Here is a 25,247-nt window from a genome sequence, read left to right as displayed (position 1 = left end):
TATAGTCAGCAAAACAGTGAGGGAGTAAAACATGAATAACAACATACAAATAGCCACATTGGGTGGTGGCTGCTTTTGGTGTATTGATGCCGCATTCAGACGCGTCAAAGGCGTATTAAATGTAAGCTCTGGTTATGCTGGCGGCGAGATTGAAAACCCCAGTTATCAGCAGATTTGTACGGGGTTAACCGGACACGCCGAGGTCGTACAACTGGACTTTGATAGCAGCATTATTAGCTACAATACCTTACTTGAAATGTTTTTTACGCTGCACGATGCGACACAATTAAACCGCCAAGGTAATGATGTTGGCACACAATACCGCAGTGTCATTTATTATCATGATGAACAGCAAAAAGATGAAGCAGAGGCGATGATAGCAGCCTTACAAAAACAAATTCGTGAGCCGATTGTCACCGAGCTGAGCCCGCTTACACACTTTTACCCAGCAGAGCAATACCATCAAGATTACTATAACGAAAACCCGAACCAAGGTTATTGCAGTATTCTTATTGCCCCTAAACTTGAAAAGTTCGCTCGTTATTACGCCGATAAATTAAAATGAAAAAAGCCCGCTAAGTAGGTAGCGAGCTTTTAGACGCAGAACTAATAATTTCCTTTATTATTAGAACTGATAACGGGCACCTACAAATAAGCGACGCTCTGGCGTATTGTAGTAATAAAATTCGTCGTTGATGAAATCACCATCGAGATCTTTCCCATACGCATCAACGGCGTTATATTCTCTATCGAATAGATTTTCTACGCGAAGTGACACGGTCAGGTTATCGGTTGCTTGGTAATGGCCCACAAGGTTCCATAACGTGTATGAAGGTAAGTGTGTCAGTTTGCCATCTCGATCACCGCGATATTGCATATCAATACCAGCATCAAAGTCGCCCCATGCTTTATGTAATGACCAATTCACGCTGTGTTTAGATACATAGGTCAATGCATTACCTGTTTCAGTATCCTCTGCTGATAGGTAGGTAAAATTGAAGCTGTGATCAAAACCTAGCACTTGGTTTTTAAAGCTAAATTCAACCCCTTCGTGGCGAGCTTGATTGATATTCGTTGGTTGCCAAGCGCCGGATGCATTTGGTGCCCAGGCAATTTTGTTATCTATTTCACTGCGGAAAATAGCGATATCTAGGCTGATATCATTCACATTAAGTGATAAACCTAACTCTTGGTTATCTGATGTTTCAGGATTGAGTTCTGGGTTACCAGAGCCGGGATAATACAGATCATTAAAGGTTGGTGACTTAAAGCCGGTGCTTTGGCTTAAGCGGAATGTCGCGATATCATTTAGATGATAACCGACCGCTGCCGTATAGGTTGTTTCGTCACCAAATTGTTGGTCATCATCTTGTCGTACAGTCAGATTTGCCAGCACGTGCTCATCATCGTAGTAAGCCCCAACAAACGCAGCGAATACCTCACGACTGTCTTTTAGATAAGTGCCAGAATTAGTATTTACTTCATCTTTATACCAGTTTAAACCACCGCTAATTGTTAAACTTTGATTTAAAAAATATTGGCCGTTGTAATCGATTTGCTCACGTTCTGTCTCAAACTTATCAACCACCGTTGCACCGGTGTAGTCGATACGCGAGTCATCTGAACTGTCGCTAGAGATTGCAATATCAATCGCATGGGCGTGTTTTTCGAATGCTTTTTTCCAACCTAATGAAGCTTGGTAGTTTTCGAACTCACCTTTTTCTACTGTACTATCAGCAGGACTAAAAGAGCTATCGTATTGCGCTTCACCTTCTGAGTACTGACCCTGTAATAAAAGCTCCCCTAGTCGCTCATTTTGATAACCTAGGTTAAAACCAAGGTTTTTATTTTCATAGCCATCTTCATCAGGCGCTACACCTTGTAATACATCAAAGCCGTCTGTTTTTTCGTAACCTGCATTAACAGAAATATCGACGTCTGCAATCTGACCACCAGTAGCCACTTGGTACTCTTGGTAAGAATCTGAACCAAAGGTGACATCCAAAGTGGTATTTTGTGCTTTACGAGTAATAATATTGATCACACCCGCTAACGCATCTGAGCCATACACAGCAGCACGAGAACCCTTAATGACCTCAACGCGTTCAATACTGTTTAACGGAATATTGCTAATACTTTTATAGCCCAGCGTTGCCGAACCTGTGCGTACACCATCAATTAAAATAAGCGTATGACGTGAGCTGGCACCCCGAAGTGAAACACCTGAACTTTGCCCAAAACCACCATTAGCATTAATTTGGAAACCGGCTTGTGTTGCCAGTAAACTAGGTAAGTCGCGAACATAGCTTGCATCGATATCAGCACGGTCAATGACTGTAACGCTCGCTAAGACTTCATTAATAGATTGTTCGAATTTATTGGCAGTCACTGTGATGTGCTCGATTGATTGCTCATCCGCAGACACAGAAAAAGACAACGCAGCAGCAACCGCTACGCCTAACGTAGATTTATTTAGCATGATATCCCCTAGCCTGTGCCCACCGCACACGCAAATAGTAAGTTAATTCAAGGCCGGTCTCCGGACTCTGCATATACTGAGCATACGCATTACCGTTGCGGGGGCAGTGTTGGCATTGTTTTCTCCTTGAAAACGCACCAGCTTCCCGATTATCTTGCTGTTATTTCAGCCTTTGAAATAGCATGTATCTAAGCAGATACAGCAAGCACCTTGAAAATAGGCTGCTATTGTGATGATTTTAGGAATAAATGTCAATGGACGTCTAAACTTCTAAATAAAGCTAGATAGAAAGTAAAATAAAAAAGCCAAACACGTTTATGTTTGGCTTTAGATTAGTCACAACTTCACCGTTCTTCTAGTAGAGCTGTGCGTTCGTAGTCAGACAGTGCTTTCGCAATAAAATTAATTAATCGCGGAAGTTTTTGAATTGGAATGGTTGACCTAAATCAGCAGTACGAACAACTTGCATTGCTTCTTGTAAATCATCACGCTTTTTACCCGTTACACGTAACTCTTCACCTTGAATAGCGGCTTGTACTTTAATTTTTGAGTCTTTAATCAACTTGACGATTTTCTTTGCAACGTCTTTTTCGATACCTTGCTTAAGTGCCACATCACGCATGACGAATTTACCGCTGCGCGACTCATCTCTAAGCTCTAAACTAGATACGTCTAAACCGCGCTTTGAAATTTTCGCAGCAAGAATATCGAATAATTGCATAACTTGCTGTGGTGCTTCAGCTTTTAGCTTAATGACTTTGTCGTTTAATTCGATTGATGCATCAACACCACGAAAGTCAAAACGTGTTTCTAATTCACGCTTAGCATTATCCACTGCATTCTGCGCTTCGTTCATTTCTACTTCAGAAACAATATCAAATGAAGGCATGGGGTTCTCCTAACAAGATTTTTAAAATAAATATGCCTAGGATTATAACGTCAATTTTATAAATCTTTACATTTTTCTGCACACCGTTCAGGTGCGATACGAAAATTGTTTGATATACTGCCCATTCATTTTTTAGGCAGTTTAAAGGTTTATTGTGACTAGGCGCATATACCAAATTATATTTTTAGTCAGCATTATTGGCTTCACTATTCTTTTCGCCAAAGAAATTAAAGGCGTAAGTAACCTATTCCCACATGTTGATAAAGTCGCGCATTTTGGCATTTTCTTCGTACTGGCTATGGTGATGGATAAAGCGTTTAAATTACCCCTTATAGTGCAAATATTATTGCTTGCAGGGTACGGTGCTGCCATTGAGTTTATGCAAGATATGCTGCCTTATCGTCAAGCTTCAGTTGCCGATTTTGTTGCCGATTTTATAGGTGCTTCGAGCTACTTTATTATTAAACTTGGTTTTCATTTAGGTAATAAACAGCGCAATGGCTAATATTTTAATTGTAGGTGATGGTGCTATTGGCTTGTTATTCAGTCATTTTTTATCAGCTCAACATACTGTTACCTTATTAACGCGCAAGCCCACTTTGACCACCCGTTTTTATCAACCTTCAAATGGTAAATCACAACCTATTAACGCACGCCTAATTAATCATAAAGAACTTAACCAGTTTGCCCCATTCGAGTGGGTGTTATTTACGGTGAAAGCCTTTCAGGTTGAAGCTGCATTTAAGCAACTTCAACCTTATCTAGCTGAGCACTGCCAAGTTATCTTGTCTCATAATGGCATGGGCAATGTGGATGAACTTAACGCCGCGCTTTCGGCCCATCAAGGTCTATCATTTTTAACCACTCAGCAGGCGGGGTTCAAAGCAACTCAATACAGCGTGAATCATACTGGTGACGGTGCCAGTCTTTTAGGTACGTGTAATGATGCGGCGCGCAAAGTGCTAAAGCAGATCGAGCAGCACTTTAGCAGCTTACCTAATTTTAGTGTTACCGATGATATTCATACCCTTCGTTGGCAAAAACTGTTGGTGAATATCGCTATTAATCCGTTGAGCGCTATTCATAATGTAAAAAACGGTCAACTTCGTACGCCGCACTTTAGCTCGCGAATTATTAATTTACTCAGTGAGGCGTGCTTAGTTGCTAACAAACAAGGTATTTCACTCTCATTAAGTGACGCGCTAAACAATGCCTACAGTGTAATGAGTGCAACCGCCGCAAACTTTTCGTCGATGCAACAAGATATTAGCCATAATAGAGCGTCTGAGATTGACGCTATTTGTGGGTATGTATGTGAGCAAGGCGCTAAGCTTGGAGTGAAAACCCCCTACAATCAAGCCATGCTTAGTATGATAAAAGCCAAATCAGCGGGGCTTTAACAACACCCCTCTTCTATTGTGGCAGCTGGAAGGTGTGCCAATTAACAGCAAATTGAAAAGTCAGCGTCTTTCGTTAGGCATTAAAAAAGCGCGAAATTCGCGCTTTTCTATACCCGTTTACTTATGGGCGATACACTTTTACGTTGCTAAAGCCTTCTTCGTGTAAAATAAGCGCTTGTAGCTGGCTCATTACCCCTTTAGCACAATATAAGTAGTATTCTTTATCTTTTGGTAAATCACCAAACTTAGTCGCTAAGCGGAAAAATGGTAAATGAATTACTTCGATACCTTCAAGCTCTAGCGGGTTAGCGTCTTCTTCTTCTGGTGAACGAATATCAACAACCACTGCGTCTTTTGGAAGATCAGAGACTGACTCTGCTTCTTTCACTTCTTGTTTTGCTTCGGTATCAATGTCGCGGACATCCATAACACGTGCATTTTCAACCACCGTATTAAGTACATCAAAATCAAATTTAGCTTCTTCAGCTAAGATGGTTTTAATTTTTGCTTTAACTGTTGGTTTTTTAGATATTACACCACAGTATTCAGGCATACTCTCTGCCATTTCTGCTGTGCCAATTTTACGTGCAATATTAATAATATCTTGCTTGTCGTGTTGAATAAGTGGGCGAATGATCAGCGTTTCGGTGACACGGTCAATCACACTTAAATTTGCCAGCGTCTGACTCGAAACTTGGCCAATACTCTCACCGGTAACAAGTGCTTGTACACCTAGTTTTTCAGCCACTTGGCTGCCAGCACGCATCATCATACGTTTAAGGACAACGCCCATTTGGCTGTTTTCAATGTTTTCGAGTATTTCCGCTACGACGGGTTCAAAATCAACAGTGACAAATTTCACTTTATGGGTTGAGCTAAACTGTTTCCAAATGTAGTAACTTGCTTGCTTCACGCCAATTTCATGCGCTGCGCCGCCTAAGTTAAAGAACAAAAAGTGAGTACGAGCCCCTTTTCTGATCATTTGATAACTAGCAACACCTGAGTCAAAACCACCTGACATCAGTGATAGCACATCTTCTTGCGTTGGTAATGGGAAACCAGCCATACCAAAATGAGTCTCTGTAACAATGTAGGCTTTTTCGTCACGCACTTCTAAACGTACTGTTACCTCTGGGTGAGATAACTTAACGCGCGCGCCCTCTACATGTTGATTTAACCCACCCCCTACATAGCGTTCAACATCACTTGATGTAAAGTCGTGCTTACCAGAGCGTTTACAACGAACACAAAATGTTTTGCCTTCAATGGTGTGGCCGATTAATTCTTTGGCTTTTTGGTAAATGTCATCAAGCGATTCGAAATCAGTCTCGGTTACTTCTATAAACTGTACGATCCCAGGTATACGCTTTAAGCCATCGATGATATCAAGACGGACTTGTTCTGACTCCAAGAGACTTACAACTGAAATATTATCCCAGTTGTTTCTTACTTGCACTTTTTCGTCAACACGACGTAAAACGATCTTAATGTTATTTTCTAATAACTTGGTAAAACGCTTACGTACAGATTTACTCTTGATAGCGATTTCTGGGTGTAATTTGACGATAAATTTAAGCATAGTTCACTCTTAGACTGTGGAATTCACACGCCTTGAGACATACCAACCTCAAGGGCGCGCGATTATAACAAAAATTATAGCGTCTAGGAAATAAACTGCTTCAGACGGATTATTGTGCAGTTGGTTCAGCGTTAGCTAAAGCTAAGTACTTCGCGCGTAATTGGTTAACTTGCGCTAGGCTATGCTCAGTACAGTGGGCTTTTAATAGTAATAACACCTTTAAAATACCGTGGTAAATATCTTGTCTTGCCAATTCACCACTTAAGCGACGCGCTTTGATATAAGGTGTCCAGAAACTCACTGTCATTTTTAACATATGAGCAAGCTCTGTTACATCATCATCTTCAATGGTGATAATATCACCCGCTCTCAACGCTAATAAAACCTCTTTGACTTGTTCAAGTAATGCCGCCTGAAATTCGATGTAATCTTTTTTAAGGGCTTCGTCTCGCGACAAAATGTCACCCAAGTTGTCATAAAAAAACTGGTATCGCCACATCAATTCAAACAAGGAGTCTAAATACCCTGCTAAGTTTTCGAGTGCATCATCATCGGGGGTTAACGGCTTGAAGTGAGTGTGCAAGTGCTCACTATATAAAGCAAATATATGACGGATGATATCTTCTTTATTTTTAAAGTGATAATACAAATTACCCGGACTAATACCCATATGTGCAGCTATATGATTGGTTGTTATGGCACGCTCACCATGGAGGTTAAATAACTCAATGCTGGTGTGTATAATTTTATCCTTAGTGCTCATATGCTGATTACTCTGTTTTTTATGATTATTAAGTACTGAAAGCCAAGCAGTATAAACAAATGCGCGGCAATAAAATACTACCTTGAAAAAATCTAACCTCAATCGGTTTACCGTTCCTTTTTAGGGACAAAAACTAGTAAGATACGCGTATTTTCTAAGCTGCATACAGACTCAAACACTGTTAATATAACAAGCAAATTTATAGATAGCTGATAGTTATGAACGTTACTGCAATATATCCGGGCACATTCGACCCGCTAACAAATGGCCACACAGACCTAATTCATCGCGCTGCAAAAATGTTCGATCACGTTATTGTTGCAATTGCGCACAACCCAAGTAAGCAACCTTGCTTTACACTTGATGAGCGTGTTGAACTGGCTAATAAAATATTAGCGCACCTTGATAATGTCAGTGTTATCGGGTTTTCTGGTTTACTGGCTGATTTAGCGCGCGAGCATAAAGCAGAAGTTCTTATTCGCGGTATTCGTGCGGTGTCAGACTTTGACTATGAATTTCAATTAGCAAACATGAACCGCCGCCTAAACCCTGATTTAGAGAGCGTGTTTTTAACGCCTGCCGAAAAAAATTCTTTTATCTCTTCAACCTTAGTGAAAGAAGTAGCACGTCATCATGGCGATGTAAGTGAATTTGTTGACCCAATAGTTGGTAAAGCATTACAGGAAAAAATACACGGATGAAATTAAAGAAGCTCATTAGCTTAAGTGCATTACTAATGATCTCTGCGCCAAGTATTGCTGGGCCATGGATAGAAAGCGATGACCCACTGCTACGCGCATCAATCGAAATGCTATTTAATCAAGGCGTTATTAAGCAACCAATTAATAGCTACCCGCTTATGTGGCAAGGAATTGCACGAGACTTAGCGTCTGTAAATACCAGCCAACTTAACGCGCAAAGCTTGTTTGCTTATCAGCATGTAAAACATGCGTTAGATAATGCGAAGCAAAAAACCAGCTCGAGTGTGCGCTTAAATTACAATAGCGAGCCTGAAACACACCAAAGCTTTGGTAAACGCCACCAGCAAAAAAGCGGTATAAATAGTTACGGCTCAATCACAGGTCAGCGTGTCAGTGCAAAAGTCAGTGTTAATTACGCCGATGAGGCACTCGATACACAGCATGTTAATTACCAAGACAGCTATTTAGCTGTGCTTGTCGGTAACTGGTCTATTAGTGCTGAACAAGTCAGTCACTGGTGGGGGCCTAGTAACGAAAATGCGCTGTTACTCTCTAATAATGCCGCGCCCATGAAAGGACTGCGTTTTAGTCGAGCTAATAGCCAGTATGTTGGCCCACATTGGTTATCGTTTGTGGGGAATTGGCAGTTAACGGGGATATATGCCAAGCAAAAACCGTATCTAAACAACAGTGAACAAGGTGATTATTGGGCCCTCAGATTTGCCAGTACACCACTTATGGGACTAGAAGTTGCCTTTAATACTGCCGGCTCTGACTATTTAACATCAACCGAGCGTGATGTCATTGCATTAGAAAATAACGAATCGACTCACCGTTTAACAAGTTTTGATATTAAGTACTCAACAAGTGCGTTATCGCACCCTGTGGCATTCTACGCAGAGGTAATGGGTCAAAACAAAAGTGGTTTAGCACCCAGCGATCCGTTCTACACGTTAGGCGTTGAAAGTTATTTTGGTACATCGGATAGTTTATTAAAAACGTATTTAGAGTACTCAAATACAGAACAAACATGTGAACTACATAGCGAGTGTGTCTACGGCTCAGGAAGCTATACTCAACGCCAGCGACTTGTAGGAAGCTCAATACCACAACAAAGTAAATCGGCTATCCTTGGAGCCTATTACCATACTTTAGATGGCTATGGTGGACATGCAAAGCTACGATGGATTGATAGTGAACGCCTTGATAACGAAACCATTACCAGCGTAAGCCAATTGCAACTTGAACTTGGCTACCAACAAGCACTCTTCAATGGTCTTTGGAAAGTAACAGGGCTGGTCTCAAAAGATGAGATGGGCGACGACTCAAACACGAATACAGCACTTAGAACAAGCTGGGAATACCGTTTCTAGAGCGGGTGAGGTCAGGCTAATTTGGTTTGACCTCGCATGCTTCTATAAAGCTTTACTAACCCTAAAAAATCCTTATTACAAAACAGCGCTATAAGCATCATCATGTCCATGAGATTCACTGTAATAGTGTAAAAATCCCAAAACCACCACTCACCCGTATAAGTGTAGTTAATATCATAGTACATCCCTAAAAACAGCGATGTATTTACTAAAAGCCCCGTGTAAATATACAGTTTTGCAGGCACTTCAAGAAAAGTTTTTTGGTGGGCGACTAACCAGATAACGGCCAACATCAATAAATCAGAGCCAGCCCAAATGACGTATGCAAAACTCGAATCTAACATATTGTAGCCAAACGCTATACTAAGTAATGGGTCACTAGCCATGTAAGAGATAAACATAGCCAGTGCCATCCACATCACTGTTCTATCACCATTTGGCGATGAAGACTTCTTCACCATGTTATATAAAAAGGCCATTAAAAATCCCCACATGATGAAAGTAGCGAGATAAAGGCCAAAGTTTTCTTGCAGGAGTTTAAGCACAGGGCAGTCTTCTAGTCGCTTTAGAACTAAAACGTTTCGCTACTGCTGCAAACTTAAAAAAATCCTTGTTAGTGAGTAATGCGACTATCATCATAAGATCAATAATATTTACGCCGAACGAATAGATACTCCAAAGGATCCAAGGAGTACGATTTTCAACAAGTACGATATCTACAAAAATAGAAAGCATCAAAAGAGAGTTTAAAAACAAGCCTACAACGATATAATAAATGGCACAGAAAGAGTCGGCTCGCCCACAGTAAATCCAAATAAATATGGCCGCGATGGTTATAACATCAAAGTAAAACCAGTTCAGATAAATATTGCTTGATAAATTTAATACTCCACTCAAGAAGTATGAAAGCATCATTATCAAGGACAAAACGACAAGACGTTTATCTGGTTTGTTAATGTGGGTTACTAAATTGAAAAGGAATGCCATTAAAAACCCCCATTCAATGAAGGCTCCTATCAGGCTTCCTACTACATCACTGATATACATAGCTTAACTTTTTAAGCTAACTTATGAGTTTTGAGAGAAGAGAACACTGTGTTTTTTAATTTATTTAGCAGAAGAAAATCGCGATCAACTATCAAAGCAATGATCATCGTGAAATCAACGATGTTGACTCCTAAAGAGTAGATATCCCATAAAATCCAATGCGTTGTATTTTTATAAACTTCAACATCTATATAAACAGAAAGAAACAATAAGGTGTTAATTATCAAGCCAATTACAAGGTAGATAAAAGAAGGAGTAGTCCGTTTTATAATAAAAAATGAAGCAACTAAAAATACAAGTGTGGCTATGTCATATAAAGCCCAATCAAGAAATGTAGTCGCAGTGTAGGTGAGCCAATTGAAAAAATAGTCTCCACCTAGATAGGAAAGCATCATAATGAATGAAGTTAAGAGCAACGTGGTCTTTCTTTTATTTTCGTCGATAAAATAAACAAAAATATTAAAAAAGAATGCCATTAAAAATCCCCATGCGCTCATCGCAGATAGGGAGAAAAAACCAAGTTGCTCTATAAAAAACATTCAGTGCCTAGTACTCTTTCTTACTTGGTGGAAGCATTGCACCACCGCCACGTTGAATTTCTGCGCCACTTGATAGAGAAAGCGCTTCACTTGATATGCTCACTGTATCAGATTGCAGGGTTTTATTACTAGTAGTTTGTTCCAAAGCGGGCTTTGTTTGTTGCATTTGGCTGTAAGCTTGCATTTGAAGTTGGCTATTGTTCGTAACTTGCATCAGTTAAATCCTTTAAAATTATTAGTTGTTTACAATAAGCTTACAACAGGTTGTAAGCTGAGTTAAGCGTTCTCATTCTTTTGACGCTTTTTGCAGTAAAATAACTGCTGTCTCTAACATTGCAATTAGTGATCCAACTTTTTAGAAACAACGATCATTTGGATCAATTTCCGCTGATCTTTGTAAATTTTAGGCATAAAAAAACGCACAGGGGTAACCGTGCGTTTTTCCTATCCAGGGAGTTAAGCCTCGTTTTTACACGGGATCACCGCATTATCACAAGACTTCAAAATGAATTTCGTTCTTTTAAAGTGAGCGACACACATTATTTTCATCGTGTATAAGACAAACAGCCTCATCACACTTTTTGCATAACGAGTAATACATTATGGCGTTGAGTTAATAGACATCGTGCCAAATTTTTGGCTATTGTTTATAAACTATCAGCACCACACTATAAAATGTCTGTGCACGCTGTCACTTTGGTGCGGCAAGAATTCAGCCATCCATAGCTTTGAGCCGAAATAACAGAACCATTAATTCGGCATCAGCTTAATGTGCATTACACATCTTTATTAGCAGACTTCTTGGCATTATCGATGGCGCTCGTTACTTGTTCTAACGAAGTACCCCCTAAAGCCTGTCGCGCTTTAATACATGCATCTATTTCTAATACAGGATATACATCTGATTCGAAAATGCTATGCACAGATTTGAATTGCTCTAAACTTAAATCTTCTAAGTTATTCCCTTCGGTAATAGCCATTTGCACTAAGGTGCCTACGATGTGGTGGCCTTCTCTGAAGGGGATGCCTTTAGCCACTAAATAGTCAGCCAATTCGGTGGCGTTAGAGTGCCCCCCTTTTGCTGCGGCTAGGGTCTTTTCAGCATTAACTTTAATCCCTTTAATGCAAGCTTGTGCCATATGAATACACGCAAGCCACGTTGGCATCGCATCAAACAAGCCTTCTTTGTCTTCTTGCATATCTTTATTATATGCAAGTGGTAAGGCCTTTAAGGTCATCATCATGGCACTAAAAGCACCAAAAACTCGCCCTGTCTTACCCCGAATTAGCTCAAGTGCATCTGGGTTTTTCTTTTGTGGCATCAATGATGAACCCGACGTCACACCATCCGACAATTCAACAAACCCTGCTTCACCAGAATTATAGAAAATAAGATCTTCAGCCATACGAGATAAATGAATCATTGAGATAGAGGCACAGCTTAATAGCTCCACCACAAAGTCGCGATCAGACACTGCATCAAGACTGTTGCGCGTTGCAGCGGTAAAACCTAGCCCCTCGGCAAGCGTTTGCCTGTCAATTGGGTACGCCGTACCAGCCAGTGCGCCACTGCCTAATGGACAAAAGTTCATACGCTTTTTCGCATCTGTTAAACGACTTTCATCACGCTCAAGCATTTCCACATACGCCATGCACCAATGACTAAAGAGCACGGGCTGCGCGCGTTGCAAATGTGTATAACCCGGTAAAATAGTACCCAGCTCACGTTCTGCTAAAGCAATAAATTCGGCCTTTAAATCAGCAATAGCGTCAAGAATATGATCCGCTGTATCGCGACACCATAAACGGAAATCTGTAGCAACTTGGTCGTTGCGGCTACGACCTGTGTGAAGTTTTTTTGCTAAGTCGCCAACTTTGTCAATTAATGCCGACTCAACATAAGAATGAATATCTTCATGCCCTGCCACAGCGACAGCCTGTGGATTAGCTTTAACCTCATCCAACAGAGTATTAAGTGCTGCGACAAGATCGTCGTATTCTTGTTGATTTAACACATCAACCTGTTTAAGCGCACCGGCCCACGCAACTGAGCCAATAATATCTTGCTCTGCAAGCTGATAATCAAAGGGAAGTGAATCGTTAAATTGCTTAAATGCTTCATCTGGACCCGTAGAAAAACGTCCGCCCCATAATGCCATTGAATTCTCTCCAAACGCTGATATTGCCCCGCTGAACGGGGCAAAATAAAATTATTTTTTCGTTAATGCAGAGATTCTGCTCGAAAGTGAGAATAAACGAATAAACCCTTCAGCATGTGATTGGTCGTATACATCATCTTCACCAAAGGTTGCAAAGTCTTCACTGTATAAGCTGTTAGGTGACTTCTTCTGCACTGCAGTTACTTGACCTTTATACAGTTTAAGAACAATTTCACCTGTTGCCAGCTTTGAGAGTGATTCAGCAGCTGCAAGAATTGAATCTTTAAGCGGCGTAAACCAACGGCCGTCATACACTAAGTGTGAGAACTCACCACCCAGCACTTCTTTCCACTTGCGGCTTGATTTATCTAACACGAGCTCATCAACAGCTTGCAGTGCAGCCATGATTACTGTGCCCCCTGGTGTTTCATAACAACCACGCGATTTCATACCGACTAAACGGTTTTCAACAATATCTACACGGCCTACACCATGTGGCGCTGCGATATCATTTAGCTTAACTAAACAATCGTATGGTTTTAATGTCTCACCATTAACCGCAACCACTTCACCTTCTACTACGTTTAATGTCACATATTCAGGCTCGTTTGGTGCTTGCTCTGGAGAGTTAGTCCAGGTCCACACTTGATCGCTCGGTTGGCACCATGGATCTTCAAGCTCGCCACCTTCGTGCGAAATGTGCCATGCGTTTGCATCACGGCTGTAAATTTTTGTAGCAGATGCTGAACAAGGGATATTACGCTCAGCCAAGTAATCTAGTAATGATTCACGGCTTGATAAATCCCATTCACGCCATGGCGCAATCACTTTAAGATCAGGCGCTAATGCTGCGAAACATGATTCAAAACGCACTTGGTCGTTACCTTTACCTGTGCAGCCATGCGACAGTGCATCAGCCCCCACTTTACGCGCAATCTCTACTTGTGCTTTTGCAATAATAGGGCGCGCCATCGACGTACCCAGTAAATAAGTACCTTCGTAGATAGAGCCTGTTTTTAATGTCGGATAAATATAATCACTGACCATTTCGTCTTTTAGGTCAACCACATAACACTCAGATGCACCTGAAGCGATTGCTTTGGCCTCAACGCCTTCAAGCTCTTCAGCACCTTGGCCTACATCAGCAACGAATGCGATAACTTCACAGCCGTAGTTCTCTTTTAACCACGGCACGATTGCCGATGTATCTAGACCACCAGAATAGGCTAATACGACTTTTTTGATTGAACTCATTGGTGTTCCTTAAACAAAATTTGGATTTAATAATGTGACAAGCAGTGCGTTTTGCGCATGCATACGATTTTCTGCTTGTTGAATAATTTTTGATGCAGGGCCATCCATTACCTCAGAGGTAATTTCAAATTCGCGATGAGCTGGCTGGCAATGCAACACTGTTTGCGCGCCCGTTTGATCAAGCAACGCTTGATTTAACTGGTACGGCATATATTTAGCCTTAACTTGCTCAAGTGGGGTTTTATCTCCCATAGATACCCACGTATCAGCATAGACTGCATTTGCGCCGACTGCCGCTTCAATTCTGTCACTGACCATCACAGATGCACCATTCATGGCTGCAATTTGCTCTGCTTGTTTGAGAATCTGTGAATCTGGAGAACTCCCCTTAGGGCAAACCGCCACAAAATCAGTCCCTAACGTTGCAGCAAGTAACATAAGTGAATGCGTCACGTTATTGCCTTCACCTAAATAAGCAAGCTTCAGTTTACTGACATCGCCGTGTACTTCTTGCAGCGTTAAGAAATCCGCTAATGCTTGGCATGGGTGGTATAAATCACACAGACTATTCACCACAGGCACTGACGAAAATTCAGCAAGCGTAGTTAATGTTTTATGTGCAAATACACGAGCCACAATACCGTCGGCCCAAGTAGAAATATTTAAAGCAAAATCTTTCACCGATTCACGTGCACCCATAGCCCCATTTTGTGAGTCTAAATACACAGCATGGCCACCTAATTTATTAATGCCTATATCGAATGATAAACGCGTGCGTAAGCTTGGTTTTTCGAATAATGTCACCACTGATTTGCCCGCTAACGCTTGGCTAAAATCAACAGGGTTTGCTTTAATTTTTTGCGCTAAGTCTAATAATTTAAGCGCGCCTTTTTGGTCTAATTCAAGACCCGATAAAAAGTGAGTTAACATGTAATACCTATGGTGTAATCTTTGTTCCAACGTGCTCGCCTTGCAATAAAGCGACTAAATTTTCTGGCTTTAACCAGCTTGAGATATACACACCACGTCGTAAATGTTGGGCAGCAAGAAGACTGGTCTTAACTTTGACCTCCATCCCGCCCTGAATAACTCCTTGAAGAATTAATGCATCTATTTGCTGCGTATTAAGTTGATGTAATGGTTGCTTATTTGCATCAAGTACCGCTTCTACATCAGTCATAAAAATAAGTTCTGCATCAAGCTCTTTCGCAATCGCTGCGGCCGCTTCATCTGCATTTACGTTGTACCAAAGTCCCTCTTCATCAAAACCAATAGAGCTGACTAATGGTAGACGGCCTTGTTCAATTAAGCTGGGTAAAATACTGTCGATACTGTCACAGCATTGCCCAACTTGCCCCAACGCTTTTAATTTTTGCTTAACCACAACACCGGCTTCATAAAGGCTCATACCCACAGGTTTATGACCCGAGGCAATGGCTTGACTCATTAGTTGTTTATTAGCACAGCCAGCTAACGCCCCAACGATGTATGGCATTTGTTCTTTTGGACTGATACGTAAACCTTGGTGCTTAGCACTGGCGAATCCCGCATCCATAAGCCATGCATCAACTAATGCACCCCCACCATGAACAATCACAAAGTTAGCTTGCTGTTGTGAGATTAAAACATCAAATAGGGCTTTTGCAGCATCGGCAGTATTTAATACCGCACCGCCAATTTTAATGACCCATGTTTTCATCATAACGCTCCTACTAATCCGGTATGATGAGGTATACCCATCGCTAAATTAATACATTGCAATGCTTGCCCAGCCGCCCCTTTTAACAGGTTATCAATGGCCGACATAACAATGAGCTGTTCGCCTTTTTGTTGCCACGCAATATCAACATACGGCTGTTTAGCAACGCCTTTAATACTGGGTATTTTGCTTCCAAGTAAACGAATCAACGGTTCATCGGCTAACACCTGATACGCTTCTGTTACTTGCTCTGGTGTTACACCGGGTTTTAATTGCACATAAATAGTTTCTAAAATTCCCCGCGGAAAATTCCCCAAATGCGGGGTAAATAACACAGGATGGCCTAAATGTTGTTCAATTTCAGGTGTGTGCCTGTGGTTAAATAACCCATAAGGCGCAAGTGATACTTCGCAAAAATGCGTATTAACACTCGCTTTTCTACCCGCCCCCGTGACGCCTGACACGGCATTAATAATAATTGTTTGCTCTGCTAATAAGCCGGCTTCTTTCAATGGTTTTAATGAGTTAAGTGCGGCTGTAGGATAACAGCCTGCAACCGCAACCAAATTTGCCTGACTGATTGCATCCGCATTCCACTCTGCTAGTCCATAGGCTGCTTGTGTTAAAAGCGTTGGATGCTGATGCGCAAAGCCATAGTAAGTGAGGTAATCCTCATTCCCAGCTAAACGAAAGCCGCCTGATAAATCGAATACTTTTTTACCCATTGCTAAAAATCGAGGAGCAAGGTCAACACTCACTTCATGATCTGTACATAAACACACGTAATCAGCATGCTGTTCGATGTCGGTATAAGCGGCTGCTGTTAATGGCTGTAATGGATGGTCTAAAAGCCCTAAATGCTCAGGATATAAGTCACTTAAACACTTATTTTTATCTAAGCTGCCCTCAGAGACATAACATGCCTTTAAAGTTAGTTGTGGGTGCTTGGCGACTAAACTCGCAAGCTCTGCGCCGCTATATCCACTTGCGCCAATAATCACTACATTCATTGCTTGGTTTTACCTATTTAACTTATCTATTTACACATTTAAAACTACTCGCTGTTTAGCGAATAAAAACACTATCTAAAGTAATGAAATAAGGTTATCGTCGTTTTGTGTTCATACGCTACTTTAAAGTATATTTATGCTCAAAAAGTGAATTGATATTCATAATAAATACTTTTATATTGTTATGCAATTAGATTGAATAATTATTTTTGGATTTTTTTATGTCGCTTCCCTCTTTTTTATCGATGTATCAACAATTGATTGCTGCGCCTTCAATTAGTGCAATTGAAGACTCTTTATGCATGAGCAATAAAGAGGTCATTACCTTACTTGCCAATTGGTGCGAAACCTTAGGCTTTAGCTGCGAAATTACAGAGCTTGAGCATGGCAAAGGTCGCTTTAATTTATTAGCGAGACGGGGTGAAGGTGAAGGGGGACTGATGTTAGCGGGCCACACCGATACCGTGCCATTTGATGACAGCCGCTGGAATTATGATCCGTTTAAATTAAGCGAGCATGACAACAAGTTATTCGGTTTAGGCAGCATTGATATGAAAGGTTTTTTTGCTTTTGTACTGCAGGCCATTAGTGAGCTTGATGCAAGCCAGCAAACAGAGCCTTTATTAATTTTAGCCACAGCCGATGAAGAAACGACAATGGCGGGTGCTCAGCAAATATGTCGCCACCCTAATTTAAAGCCCGCGCGCTGTATTATTGGCGAGCCAACAGACATGACACCGGTGTTTACTCATAAAGGCCACATGAGTTCAGCGATTCGCGTTGTGGGTCGTTCGGGTCACAGCTCAGACCCTGAGCGAGGCTTAAATGCCATCGAAGTCATGCATAAAATGATTACAAAACTGTTAATCATTAAAGACGAATTAAAGAATAAATATTCAGTTGAGCACTTTGTAATACCGTACCCAACATTAAACCTAGGTCATATTCATGGCGGCGATAACGCAAACCGTATTTGTGGCTGCTGTGAAATGCACATTGATATGCGCCCACTACCCGGTTTAAGCGTACAAGAGCTGCAAGCCATTTTGATTAATGCAGCCAATGAAATAAATACTGAGTATCCAAACGCTGTCAGCGTTATTGACTTACACGACCCAATACCTGCATTCAGCGGCAGCACAGATAGCGCTTTAGTAAAACTGGCAGAAAAGGTGTCAGGCCAACCTGCGGTTGCAGTTAACTACTGCACCGAAGCGCCGTTTATTCAACAATTAGGCTGTGAAACGATTGTTATGGGGCCAGGGTCAATCAACCAAGCACATCAGCCTGATGAGTTTTTAGCCATGGAAAAAATCAAACCATCGCAACAGATCATCAGTGAAATGATTAAGGCTAGCTGTTTTCAAAAGGCATAATACCATTTTGCAATAATTTTTAATCATTTTGAGGGATTAAACCAGTCGCTAACTGCGTTAAAAATTGCTGATTTACGACTGCATAGATGCAGAAGGTAGAGCAATGCAGGAGCAATGCAGGAGCAATTGCCGAGAATACCTAAATAACGAAATTTTTGCATTGTTATCAACGAGCTTTTATTGCCTCAACCTTGCTCATTGAAATACGCAAATTGGTATAAAAAAAGGAGCTTTCAAGCTCCTTTTTACTTATTTATATCACCTAATCCATGTACTTACTTAAATACTTTTTAAATACAGGATCTGTTTTAGACAGTTCTTTTTGCTCTGCAAGAATATCTTTTAATATAGCCTTTGACGTAAGCGGATTCGCTAACACAACTCTAAACACCACGGTAGGCTGGTAATCGTATTGCGCAGGGGTTAAACGTGTACGCGATACAAAAGAACGCCCAGCTTCACGCTGACGTTTTTGCATACTGGCCGTAAAACGGTTCAGTGAAGCATAAATATCGAGTTTAGTTTCTTCGTCAGCATTTTTAAGTTTTTCTTGAATCTGTTTAGGGACATATCGATAGGTTAATAAACACAATTCAGGTTCTGAAATCAGCTCAAAGTCTTCGTCTTGCCTAATTAATTCAGCAAAGGTACGTGCTTTAACGATACTGCGATCAATCAGCATCTCGTAACCTTTACGACCAATGACACGTAAGCATGCATGCACCAACATTGCCATGCCTGGGCGACTACCTTCAAGCGTATGACTCCCCAAATCTTTTGAGCCTTTACGTAAAATATACTCTGCATGATGCTCAATCGCATCGGTTGCTGCTGGGTCTTTAAATAACACTAAACCAGCGCCCATTGGCACATACATCTGTTTGTGGGCATCGATTGTAATTGAATCGGCTCGCTCAACACCACTCAATAAATGGCGATAGTTTTGCGATAATAAGGTTGCTCCTCCCCATGCTGCATCAACATGGAAATGACAGCCCAATTCTTCACTTAAATCAGCCATATCATTAAGGGGGTCAATACTGCCTGTTTCCGTAGTACCCGCAACACCTACCAGCGCCATTACCTTAATGCCTGCCGCTTCCAGTTCTTGCGCTTTTTCACGCATGGCTTGAATGTCTACTTTATTGTTCTTATCGGTTTTTATTGCAATGATATTGTCGCGACCAATTCCCAATAAATCGACTGTTTTACCAAGAGAGTAATGACCTCGTTCAGAAACCAGTACAGCAAGCCCTTTATAGCCATAATGCAACATACCCGCAATTAAGCCTTGAGCTGCAATTCCTTTGTAATCGCCATCCGCTCTTAATAAACGGTTTCGTGCAATCCACAGTGCGGTAATGTTGGCAACTGTCCCCCCTGAGCAAAATGCACCGAGTGACGTTTTTGCACTATGCATCCACTTACTGTAAAACGCATCATCTTGTCCATATACAAGGTGATGCATCATACCAAGCACTTGTCGTTCAAGTGGGGTGAACGCTTTTGAGGTTTCAATTTTTACTAAGTTTTGATTCAGACCTACCATCAACTTTGATAACGGCAGTACAAAGTGCGGTAAAGCAGAAGTCATGTGGCCAATAAAGCTAGGCGCGGCTGTATGAACTGAATGCGCAACAAGTTGCTCCATAATATCTTGAGCATAGTCAGATACAAATGTGGGCTCTTCTGGAATCATTGCCGATTGAAAGTCTTTCTCTATCTCATGAAGAGGCTTCTCAATCGCAGCAATATTCTCGTTTAAGAATCCTGCAAGGTTGCTTGAAATCTCTGATTCAATTTTACTCAGTGTCGAGTCTGGTGCTTCTGGCACCGTAAAAATACGAATCAAACTTTCTTTAGAGGCGACGGCACAACGCTTTTGATCCATCCTAATACCCATTATAAGCAGCTTAAAAATGAACCCAATGCAGGAACATTGAGGTTTACATTTTGCGGCACTGTTTCTATGAAATTGGCTAACTTTACTGGAATATCATGAAAATGTCTCGCTTAAAGCCAAAAAGCCATGCTTTCGGTGACAAAAAAATGATCGATGGGTGAATTTTGTCGTAATTTTCTGCTATCAGCTGCGTATTTTTTAAGTATAATCAAGTCATAACTGCAAAGGGAACACCTATGCCGAATGGAATGCAAAGAACACGCTGGCTTATTTATGGTTTTGCCGCATTTTTTATTAGCTTATTTGGCTATATTTATTACACCTATGAATCAACACGTAGTGAGATAATGGCGAATGTTGATGCCAAATTACTCAATGCGGCAATCAGTGTTAAGCATATTTTAGGGGATGATTATCATACCCGTGTGAATGCAGGCCAAACTATTTCACCTGAGCTGTATAAAGATAAGAGCAGGGCTTTATCTGACTACGCTAAGCAAATGCAGGTAGCGTATGTATATGCGATGGTGCTGCGCGATGATACGGTATTCTTTAGTGCCTCTAGCTATACTCAAAAAGATCACAACAGTGGACGCGTGACACACTTTTTAGATGCGTACCCTGAAGCCACCGACATCAATAAAGAAGCTTTTTTTTCGACAGAACCCGTTTTTGAAATATCACAAGATCACTGGGGCAACTTTAAAAGTATCTTTGTGACCTTTGTTGACAAAAACGGCCACACTTATATTACAGGTGCAGACATTGCTATTGATGATCTCAATGAGCAACTGCAACACAGCATAACAAAAGCAACCATTACAAGCGGCTTCTTTTTCTTTATTGTTGCTTTAATCGCGTGGCTTTATTTTTTACAGCTTAAACGCTCACTCCTGACTGATGCTCGCACCGGCTTTGCCAATCATATTGCGCTCGAGAATTACATAGAAAGAACAACCAGACACCGCATGGAACTTGCTGTTATCAGTATCAATGAGCTTGAGGATATTAGTAGTTTTTATGGCACCGATGTCAGCGATAGAGTGATGGCTAATCTACTCACATATTTTCAATCCCGCATACCAAGCGAGAGCGCAATCTTTCGTTTAGCGACGAATAAAATCGCATTATTGAATATTCGCAACGCTGAGCAACGTATTGACGATATTATCAATACCTTTAATCACGCAATTCCTGTGCTAAGCGAGCCATTTATTTATATTACTTTGCATGCTGGAATCGCCTCGTGTAACAAACTCATGCTCATAGAAAATGCACATATAGCCTTGCAACAAGCCAAGTTAAATAATCAACGTATTGTTCGCTATGAGAATGTATTTAAACAAGTTGAAGAGCAATTTAGACACAACGTCACTCTCGCTAAAGAAGTTAGAGAAGCGTTCGATAACAATCGAATCGTGCCCTACTTTCAGCCAATTTATAACACGGAACTGAAGCAAATAAGTCACTATGAAAGCTTAGCCAGAATGGCAACTGCACAAGGTCGGATTCATTGCCCTGATTACTTTATGGCTGTATTAAAACGCTCACGCATGGACGGGTTGTTAACACGCACCATGTTTTCACGATGTATTGAACAATTCAGAAAGACAAATGTGCGCTGGAGTATCAATATCACCGCGCAAGATATTCTCGATCCAAGTTTAAGTGAATTTCTAGAGCAGCAATTAAGGCGTTACCCAAAACCACACAATATTATTTTTGAGTTTCATGAAACTGAAGCCATTGCATACTTTAGCCAAGTGAAAGCCTTTATTAGTTTATTAAAGAATAAAGGGGCGCAAGTGATGATCAATGAATTTGGTGCGGGGTACTCAAACTTGTCTCACATTTTAAAGCTTGAAGTGGATGGCTTAAAGCTCGACAAAGACCTAGTAAGCCAAATACACAATAATGCCGATAGTTTTATGTTTATAGAGCATTTAGTGAAGTATGCTCAGCAATTAAACTTAGCGGTTATTGCTGAGCAAGTAGAAAGTGAGCAAATTGCCGATGCACTTTCACGTGCGGGTATCACACTCATGCAAGGTAATTATTTTGCTCCACCCACTCCCTACATTAACACGCAAATTTAAAGGTTTATGACCAAGCGGTGGCTCTGCTGTCCACTGGCCCAATACTTTCGCTCGAACGGCGTAATAGGCACATCGTGTTCATAGCGTTCAACTTGGCATGGATGTCCAGCCAACTCAAGGGCGCGAGCGAACTCTTTAACGTAGATATCCCAGTTACTTCTGAGCTCTAATCGGCCGCCAAGTTTAACAATAAATGGAAAAATTGCGGCCCCATGCCAGCGCCTTTGTAAGTGCTTAGCTTTTGGCCAAGGGTTTGGATAAAGCAGATAATGGTGAGTTGGCTGCCAATTTGCTGCAACCGCTAAACGCCAAAAATCATTTAAATCAGCTTGTACCAAAATATACTGGCCAGTGTCTGTTTGTTTATATTCAATATCGTGCTTATCTAAACGATGTGACGACTTGTCAATTCCAATAACAAGTGCCTCTGGGTGGCGCTTAGCAAGATTAGCGGTACTCTCTCCCACCCCACAGCATGAATCAAGAATAATTGGTCCATTGAATGCGTGAACTTTTTCATTCACTTGGTCAAATGCAGCTTGCGTGTGCGCTGCAATTGGTTTTTTAAACTCTGCACTTAAGTGCTTTAAAACAATCTCGTCTAGCTTGTCATGCAAGCCGGGTTGATTCGATACAATACTTCTCGAATTTGCATCTGTCATTAGTGTCTAAGCCCCACACCGCGTTTAATTAGCGTTAAAGCTAACGTAAATAACCCCACAATAAATAATCCTAGTACACCAAACGCGACCGATAAGTCGACATCCGACACACCTAAGAAGCCATACCTAAATGCATTAACCATATATATAATTGGGTTTACTTGCGATACCCCCTGCCAAAACTCAGGTAACAGGGTAATCGAGTAAAACACCCCACCTAAGTAGGTTAATGGCGTTAAAATGAACGTAGGTATAATGCTGATGTCATCAAAGCTATTTGCGTAAATTGCATTTATTAAGCCCCCCAGAGCAAATACGGCTGAGGTTAAAATCACAGTCGCCATAATCACGAAAATATTGTGAATTTGAATATCAACAAATAGCAAAGACACGCACGTAACAATTAAGCCAACCAACATGCCTCGTGTCATACCTCCACCCATGTAGCCTAGTACAATGATGTAATTAGGCACCGGTGCCACAAGTAGCTCTTCGATACTTTTTTGGAATTTAGTGGAATAAAAGCTCGACGCCACATTAGAGTAAGAGTTAGTAATCACCGACATCATGATGAGGCCAGGTACTATAAATTCCATGTAGGAAAAACCACCCATATCACCAATGCGTGAGCCAATTAGGTTACCAAAAATAACAAAATAAAGGCTCATCGTAATTGCTGGCGGTACCAGCGTTTGCACCCAAATACGTAAAAAACGAATACACTCTTTAATCCAAATACTCTTTAGCGCTACACCATATTTAAACATTATTCGCCTCGCCCTTGTTCTAATAAACCCACAAACAACTCTTCTAATCGATTGGCCTTATTACGCATACTGAGCACTGTATTGCCTTGCTCGGTTAACGCCGTAAACACCTGATTTAGCCCCTGCGATTTAGCCACCTCAACTTCTAAGGTATGATCATCGGTTAAAGTAAACTGATAACCATCAAGGCTGATAGGGTTAACTGGCTGTTTTAAGTCAAGCACGAAGGTTTCTTTATCAAGCTTGGCAAGTAACGCTTTAATTGTGGTGTTTTCGACAATCACACCACTATCAATAATAGCGATGTTCTTACACAACAATTCCGCTTCTTCTAAATAGTGCGTGGTAAGAATAATGGTAACGCCTTGTTTATTGATTTCACGCAAGAAATCCCACATAGAGCGACGCAGTTCAATATCAACCCCCGCCGTAGGCTCATCAAGAATAAGTAACTTTGGTTCGTGCATAAGCGCACGGGCAATCATTAAACGGCGCTTCATTCCCCCCGATAACGTGCGAGCTTGTTTATCTTTTTTCTCAAATAAACCAAGTTGTTTTAGGTATTTTTCAGCACGTTCATGAGCAAGCTTTCTTGGTACGCCATAGTAGCCAGCTTGATTAACTAATATTTGGTTAAGCGTTTCAAACTGGCTAAAGTTAAACTCTTGCGGTACTAAGCCGAGCTCTGATTTTGCAGCTTCGAGATCTGTATCGATATTATGACCAAAGACTTCAACACGGCCTGCGCTTTTATTCACAAGTGATGAAATCACGCCAATTGTGGTTGATTTACCCGCCCCATTGGGACCTAACAAAGCAAAAAAGTCGCCTTGTTTTACCTGTAAATCAATCCCTTTTACGGCTTCAACGCCATTTTTATAAACCTTTTTAAGGCCTTCAATATTTAATGCGATTGTCTGTTCGCTCACTGTTTGCCCTCTCCATAACCCCAACGTTTCGTTAGAGTATGTTCAATATGTAAATGATCTAAAATACGTGCCACCATAAAATCGACCAAGTCAGAAATGTGCTCAGGTTTATGATAAAACCCGGGTGCTGCAGGCATAATGGTGACACCCAATTTTGCTAACTTGAGCATGTTTTCTAGGTGTATTTCACTAAAAGGTGTTTCGCGTGGCACCAAAATAAGCTGACCACGTTCTTTAATAACCACATCAGCAGCACGTTCCAATAAGTTATCAGATGCGCCAACGGCAATGGCCGAGACTGAGCCTGCACTGCAAGGACACACCACCATTTTTTTAGGGGCTGCCGAGCCCGATGCTACGGGGCTAAACCAATTATCTTTACCAAATACTTTTAGCTGCTCTGGGGCTGCATTGAACAGCTTACTAAGCTGCTCTGTCGCTTTGTCTTCATTACCTGAAAGCTTAATATTTGATTCGGTATCAAGTACCACACGCGCAGCGCTTGAGATCAACACGTACACTTGAAACTGTTGTTCTAATAATACTTCTAACAACCTTAAACCGTAAGGCGCGCCCGACGCGCCACTAAACGCTAGGGTTATTTTATCTTTAAATTGCATAC

24 protein-coding genes, 1 pseudogene and 1 riboswitch are annotated in these 25,247 nt (G+C 41.2%); of the genes and pseudogenes, 7 read left to right on the top strand and 18 right to left on the bottom strand.

Annotated elements, in window-relative coordinates:
• Window positions 1-31: 31 nt before the first annotated feature.
• Entirely contained in the window at window positions 32-565 is a 534-nt protein-coding gene (gene msrA / locus H3302_RS03055; RefSeq protein WP_036970858.1) for a peptide-methionine (S)-S-oxide reductase MsrA, read from the top strand.
• Between the two features lie 60 nt (window positions 566-625).
• On the opposite strand, the gene H3302_RS03050 is transcribed toward msrA, so the two are convergent.
• A complete protein-coding gene (locus H3302_RS03050; protein ID WP_036970860.1) occupies window positions 626-2,479 on the bottom strand; it encodes a TonB-dependent receptor domain-containing protein in 1,854 nt (617 codons plus the stop codon).
• Window positions 2,480-2,512: 33 nt separating this feature from the next.
• Window positions 2,513-2,668: riboswitch (cobalamin riboswitch) on the bottom strand.
• A 217-nt stretch (window positions 2,669-2,885) separates the two neighbouring features.
• Window positions 2,886-3,368, bottom strand: coding sequence for a YajQ family cyclic di-GMP-binding protein (locus H3302_RS03045; protein WP_036970862.1), 483 nt, complete (start codon window positions 3,366-3,368; stop codon window positions 2,886-2,888).
• 154 nt (window positions 3,369-3,522) lie between these two features.
• Here H3302_RS03045 and H3302_RS03040 point away from each other — a divergent pair, with 154 nt between their 5' ends.
• Window positions 3,523-3,873, top strand: coding sequence for a VanZ family protein (locus H3302_RS03040; protein ID WP_036970865.1), 351 nt, complete (start codon window positions 3,523-3,525; stop codon window positions 3,871-3,873).
• Window positions 3,866-4,768 carry a ketopantoate reductase family protein gene (locus H3302_RS03035; RefSeq protein WP_065978023.1) on the top strand — a complete coding sequence of 301 codons (903 nt, stop codon included), beginning with the start codon at window positions 3,866-3,868 and terminating at the stop codon, window positions 4,766-4,768. Before H3302_RS03040 ends, H3302_RS03035 begins: the two co-directional genes overlap by 8 nt.
• Window positions 4,769-4,889: 121 nt before the next feature.
• On the opposite strand, the gene thiI is transcribed toward H3302_RS03035, so the two are convergent.
• On the bottom strand, window positions 4,890-6,347 hold the full coding sequence (thiI, locus tag H3302_RS03030) for a tRNA uracil 4-sulfurtransferase ThiI (protein WP_036970869.1): 1,458 nt from the start codon (window positions 6,345-6,347) through the stop codon (window positions 4,890-4,892).
• A 109-nt stretch (window positions 6,348-6,456) separates the two neighbouring features.
• The gene (locus H3302_RS03025; RefSeq protein ID WP_075594110.1) at window positions 6,457-7,110 is read right to left on the bottom strand and encodes a TetR/AcrR family transcriptional regulator; all 654 of its coding nucleotides are present in this window, start codon (window positions 7,108-7,110) and stop codon (window positions 6,457-6,459) included.
• A gap of 218 nt (window positions 7,111-7,328) precedes the next feature.
• Here H3302_RS03025 and coaD point away from each other — a divergent pair, with 218 nt between their 5' ends.
• A complete protein-coding gene (gene coaD, locus H3302_RS03020) occupies window positions 7,329-7,811 on the top strand; it encodes a pantetheine-phosphate adenylyltransferase (RefSeq protein WP_036970871.1) in 483 nt (160 codons plus the stop codon).
• Window positions 7,808-9,184, top strand: a complete 1,377-nt coding sequence (locus H3302_RS03015) for a capsule assembly Wzi family protein (RefSeq protein ID WP_182396131.1) — start codon at window positions 7,808-7,810, stop codon at window positions 9,182-9,184. The genes coaD and H3302_RS03015 overlap by 4 nt, the downstream gene beginning before the upstream one ends.
• 11 nt (window positions 9,185-9,195) lie before the next feature.
• Here H3302_RS03015 and H3302_RS03010 read toward each other — a convergent pair whose 3' ends face one another.
• The 9 genes and pseudogenes from H3302_RS03010 to argC form a co-directional block, all read right to left on the bottom strand.
• Window positions 9,196-9,729, bottom strand: a complete 534-nt coding sequence (locus H3302_RS03010) for a hypothetical protein (protein WP_182396130.1) — start codon at window positions 9,727-9,729, stop codon at window positions 9,196-9,198.
• The gene (locus tag H3302_RS03005) at window positions 9,722-10,231 is read right to left on the bottom strand and encodes a hypothetical protein (protein WP_036970874.1); all 510 of its coding nucleotides are present in this window, start codon (window positions 10,229-10,231) and stop codon (window positions 9,722-9,724) included. The genes H3302_RS03010 and H3302_RS03005 overlap by 8 nt, the downstream gene beginning before the upstream one ends.
• An 11-nt stretch (window positions 10,232-10,242) precedes the next feature.
• On the bottom strand, window positions 10,243-10,770 hold the full coding sequence (locus H3302_RS03000; protein WP_065978020.1) for a hypothetical protein: 528 nt from the start codon (window positions 10,768-10,770) through the stop codon (window positions 10,243-10,245).
• A 7-nt stretch (window positions 10,771-10,777) separates the two neighbouring features.
• Window positions 10,778-10,984, bottom strand: a complete 207-nt coding sequence (locus H3302_RS02995) for a hypothetical protein (protein ID WP_065978019.1) — start codon at window positions 10,982-10,984, stop codon at window positions 10,778-10,780.
• Between the two features lie 583 nt (window positions 10,985-11,567).
• A pseudogene (gene argH, locus H3302_RS02990) lies at window positions 11,568-12,929 on the bottom strand (argininosuccinate lyase); the annotation flags it as partial.
• 51 nt (window positions 12,930-12,980) lie between these two features.
• Window positions 12,981-14,183 carry an argininosuccinate synthase gene (locus H3302_RS02985; RefSeq protein WP_036970883.1) on the bottom strand — a complete coding sequence of 401 codons (1,203 nt, stop codon included), beginning with the start codon at window positions 14,181-14,183 and terminating at the stop codon, window positions 12,981-12,983.
• Window positions 14,184-14,192: 9 nt separating this feature from the next.
• Complete coding sequence (locus H3302_RS02980; protein WP_036970885.1) at window positions 14,193-15,113, bottom strand: ornithine carbamoyltransferase; 921 nt, start codon at window positions 15,111-15,113, stop codon at window positions 14,193-14,195.
• 7 nt (window positions 15,114-15,120) lie between these two features.
• Window positions 15,121-15,882 (bottom strand): acetylglutamate kinase, encoded by a 762-nt coding sequence (gene argB, locus H3302_RS02975; protein ID WP_036970887.1) that lies wholly within the window; start codon window positions 15,880-15,882, stop codon window positions 15,121-15,123.
• Window positions 15,882-16,892, bottom strand: a complete 1,011-nt coding sequence (gene argC / locus H3302_RS02970; protein WP_065978016.1) for an N-acetyl-gamma-glutamyl-phosphate reductase — start codon at window positions 16,890-16,892, stop codon at window positions 15,882-15,884. The genes argB and argC overlap by 1 nt, the downstream gene beginning before the upstream one ends.
• A 221-nt stretch (window positions 16,893-17,113) precedes the next feature.
• On the opposite strand from argC, the gene argE reads away from it, so the two are divergent.
• Window positions 17,114-18,268: an acetylornithine deacetylase gene (gene argE / locus H3302_RS02965; protein WP_036970890.1), complete on the top strand. Its 1,155-nt coding sequence runs from the start codon at window positions 17,114-17,116 to the stop codon at window positions 18,266-18,268.
• Window positions 18,269-18,530: 262 nt separating this feature from the next.
• Here the strand turns inward: argE and panP are convergent, their stop codons facing one another.
• Window positions 18,531-20,159, bottom strand: coding sequence for a pyridoxal-dependent aspartate 1-decarboxylase PanP (gene panP / locus H3302_RS02960; protein WP_036970892.1), 1,629 nt, complete (start codon window positions 20,157-20,159; stop codon window positions 18,531-18,533).
• A 248-nt stretch (window positions 20,160-20,407) separates the two neighbouring features.
• Here panP and H3302_RS02955 point away from each other — a divergent pair, with 248 nt between their 5' ends.
• Window positions 20,408-22,267 (top strand): EAL domain-containing protein, encoded by a 1,860-nt coding sequence (locus H3302_RS02955; RefSeq protein ID WP_036970894.1) that lies wholly within the window; start codon window positions 20,408-20,410, stop codon window positions 22,265-22,267.
• On the opposite strand, the gene H3302_RS02950 is transcribed toward H3302_RS02955, so the two are convergent.
• The 4 genes from H3302_RS02950 to H3302_RS02935 are packed head-to-tail and all read right to left on the bottom strand — an operon-like array spanning window position 22,264 to window position 25,245.
• Window positions 22,264-22,929 carry a tRNA (guanosine(46)-N(7))-methyltransferase TrmB gene (locus tag H3302_RS02950; RefSeq protein ID WP_118844011.1) on the bottom strand — a complete coding sequence of 222 codons (666 nt, stop codon included), beginning with the start codon at window positions 22,927-22,929 and terminating at the stop codon, window positions 22,264-22,266. The genes H3302_RS02955 and H3302_RS02950 overlap by 4 nt on opposite strands.
• The gene (locus H3302_RS02945) at window positions 22,929-23,696 is read right to left on the bottom strand and encodes an ABC transporter permease (RefSeq protein ID WP_036970898.1); all 768 of its coding nucleotides are present in this window, start codon (window positions 23,694-23,696) and stop codon (window positions 22,929-22,931) included. Before H3302_RS02945 ends, H3302_RS02950 begins: the two co-directional genes overlap by 1 nt.
• Complete coding sequence (locus H3302_RS02940; RefSeq protein WP_036970900.1) at window positions 23,696-24,625, bottom strand: ABC transporter ATP-binding protein; 930 nt, start codon at window positions 24,623-24,625, stop codon at window positions 23,696-23,698. The genes H3302_RS02945 and H3302_RS02940 overlap by 1 nt, the downstream gene beginning before the upstream one ends.
• On the bottom strand, window positions 24,622-25,245 hold the full coding sequence (locus H3302_RS02935) for a flavin prenyltransferase UbiX (protein WP_036970902.1): 624 nt from the start codon (window positions 25,243-25,245) through the stop codon (window positions 24,622-24,624). Before H3302_RS02935 ends, H3302_RS02940 begins: the two co-directional genes overlap by 4 nt.
• Window positions 25,246-25,247 lie beyond the last annotated feature (2 nt).

The organism is Pseudoalteromonas sp. MT33b (assembly GCF_014117385.1).
Lineage (GTDB): Bacteria > Pseudomonadota > Gammaproteobacteria > Enterobacterales > Alteromonadaceae > Pseudoalteromonas > Pseudoalteromonas lipolytica.
Note: the sequence above shows the minus strand (reverse complement) of the source record. Positions and strands in the feature narration are given on the sequence as shown.

What these genes read in the sequence shown, in the direction of transcription:
- H3302_RS03015 (WP_182396131.1), top strand. Translation starts at nt 7,808, where the DNA reads ATGAAATTAAAGAAGCTCATTAGCTTAAGTGCATTACTAATGATCTCT.
- H3302_RS02945 (WP_036970898.1), bottom strand. Translation starts at nt 23,696, where the DNA reads ATGTTTAAATATGGTGTAGCGCTAAAGAGTATTTGGATTAAAGAGTGT.
- thiI (WP_036970869.1), bottom strand. Translation starts at nt 6,347, where the DNA reads ATGCTTAAATTTATCGTCAAATTACACCCAGAAATCGCTATCAAGAGT.
- H3302_RS02935 (WP_036970902.1), bottom strand. Translation starts at nt 25,245, where the DNA reads ATGCAATTTAAAGATAAAATAACCCTAGCGTTTAGTGGCGCGTCGGGC.
- H3302_RS02980 (WP_036970885.1), bottom strand. Translation starts at nt 15,113, where the DNA reads ATGTTAACTCACTTTTTATCGGGTCTTGAATTAGACCAAAAAGGCGCG.
- H3302_RS03000 (WP_065978020.1), bottom strand. Translation starts at nt 10,770, where the DNA reads ATGTTTTTTATAGAGCAACTTGGTTTTTTCTCCCTATCTGCGATGAGC.
- H3302_RS03045 (WP_036970862.1), bottom strand. Translation starts at nt 3,368, where the DNA reads ATGCCTTCATTTGATATTGTTTCTGAAGTAGAAATGAACGAAGCGCAG.
- coaD (WP_036970871.1), top strand. Translation starts at nt 7,329, where the DNA reads ATGAACGTTACTGCAATATATCCGGGCACATTCGACCCGCTAACAAAT.
- H3302_RS02985 (WP_036970883.1), bottom strand. Translation starts at nt 14,183, where the DNA reads ATGAGTTCAATCAAAAAAGTCGTATTAGCCTATTCTGGTGGTCTAGAT.
- H3302_RS02995 (WP_065978019.1), bottom strand. Translation starts at nt 10,984, where the DNA reads ATGCAAGTTACGAACAATAGCCAACTTCAAATGCAAGCTTACAGCCAA.
- argC (WP_065978016.1), bottom strand. Translation starts at nt 16,892, where the DNA reads ATGAATGTAGTGATTATTGGCGCAAGTGGATATAGCGGCGCAGAGCTT.
- H3302_RS03050 (WP_036970860.1), bottom strand. Translation starts at nt 2,479, where the DNA reads ATGCTAAATAAATCTACGTTAGGCGTAGCGGTTGCTGCTGCGTTGTCT.
- H3302_RS02955 (WP_036970894.1), top strand. Translation starts at nt 20,408, where the DNA reads ATGCCGAATGGAATGCAAAGAACACGCTGGCTTATTTATGGTTTTGCC.
- H3302_RS03005 (WP_036970874.1), bottom strand. Translation starts at nt 10,231, where the DNA reads ATGTATATCAGTGATGTAGTAGGAAGCCTGATAGGAGCCTTCATTGAA.
- H3302_RS02950 (WP_118844011.1), bottom strand. Translation starts at nt 22,929, where the DNA reads ATGACAGATGCAAATTCGAGAAGTATTGTATCGAATCAACCCGGCTTG.
- H3302_RS03025 (WP_075594110.1), bottom strand. Translation starts at nt 7,110, where the DNA reads ATGAGCACTAAGGATAAAATTATACACACCAGCATTGAGTTATTTAAC.
- argB (WP_036970887.1), bottom strand. Translation starts at nt 15,882, where the DNA reads ATGAAAACATGGGTCATTAAAATTGGCGGTGCGGTATTAAATACTGCC.
- msrA (WP_036970858.1), top strand. Translation starts at nt 32, where the DNA reads ATGAATAACAACATACAAATAGCCACATTGGGTGGTGGCTGCTTTTGG.
- H3302_RS03035 (WP_065978023.1), top strand. Translation starts at nt 3,866, where the DNA reads ATGGCTAATATTTTAATTGTAGGTGATGGTGCTATTGGCTTGTTATTC.
- panP (WP_036970892.1), bottom strand. Translation starts at nt 20,159, where the DNA reads ATGGATCAAAAGCGTTGTGCCGTCGCCTCTAAAGAAAGTTTGATTCGT.
- argE (WP_036970890.1), top strand. Translation starts at nt 17,114, where the DNA reads ATGTCGCTTCCCTCTTTTTTATCGATGTATCAACAATTGATTGCTGCG.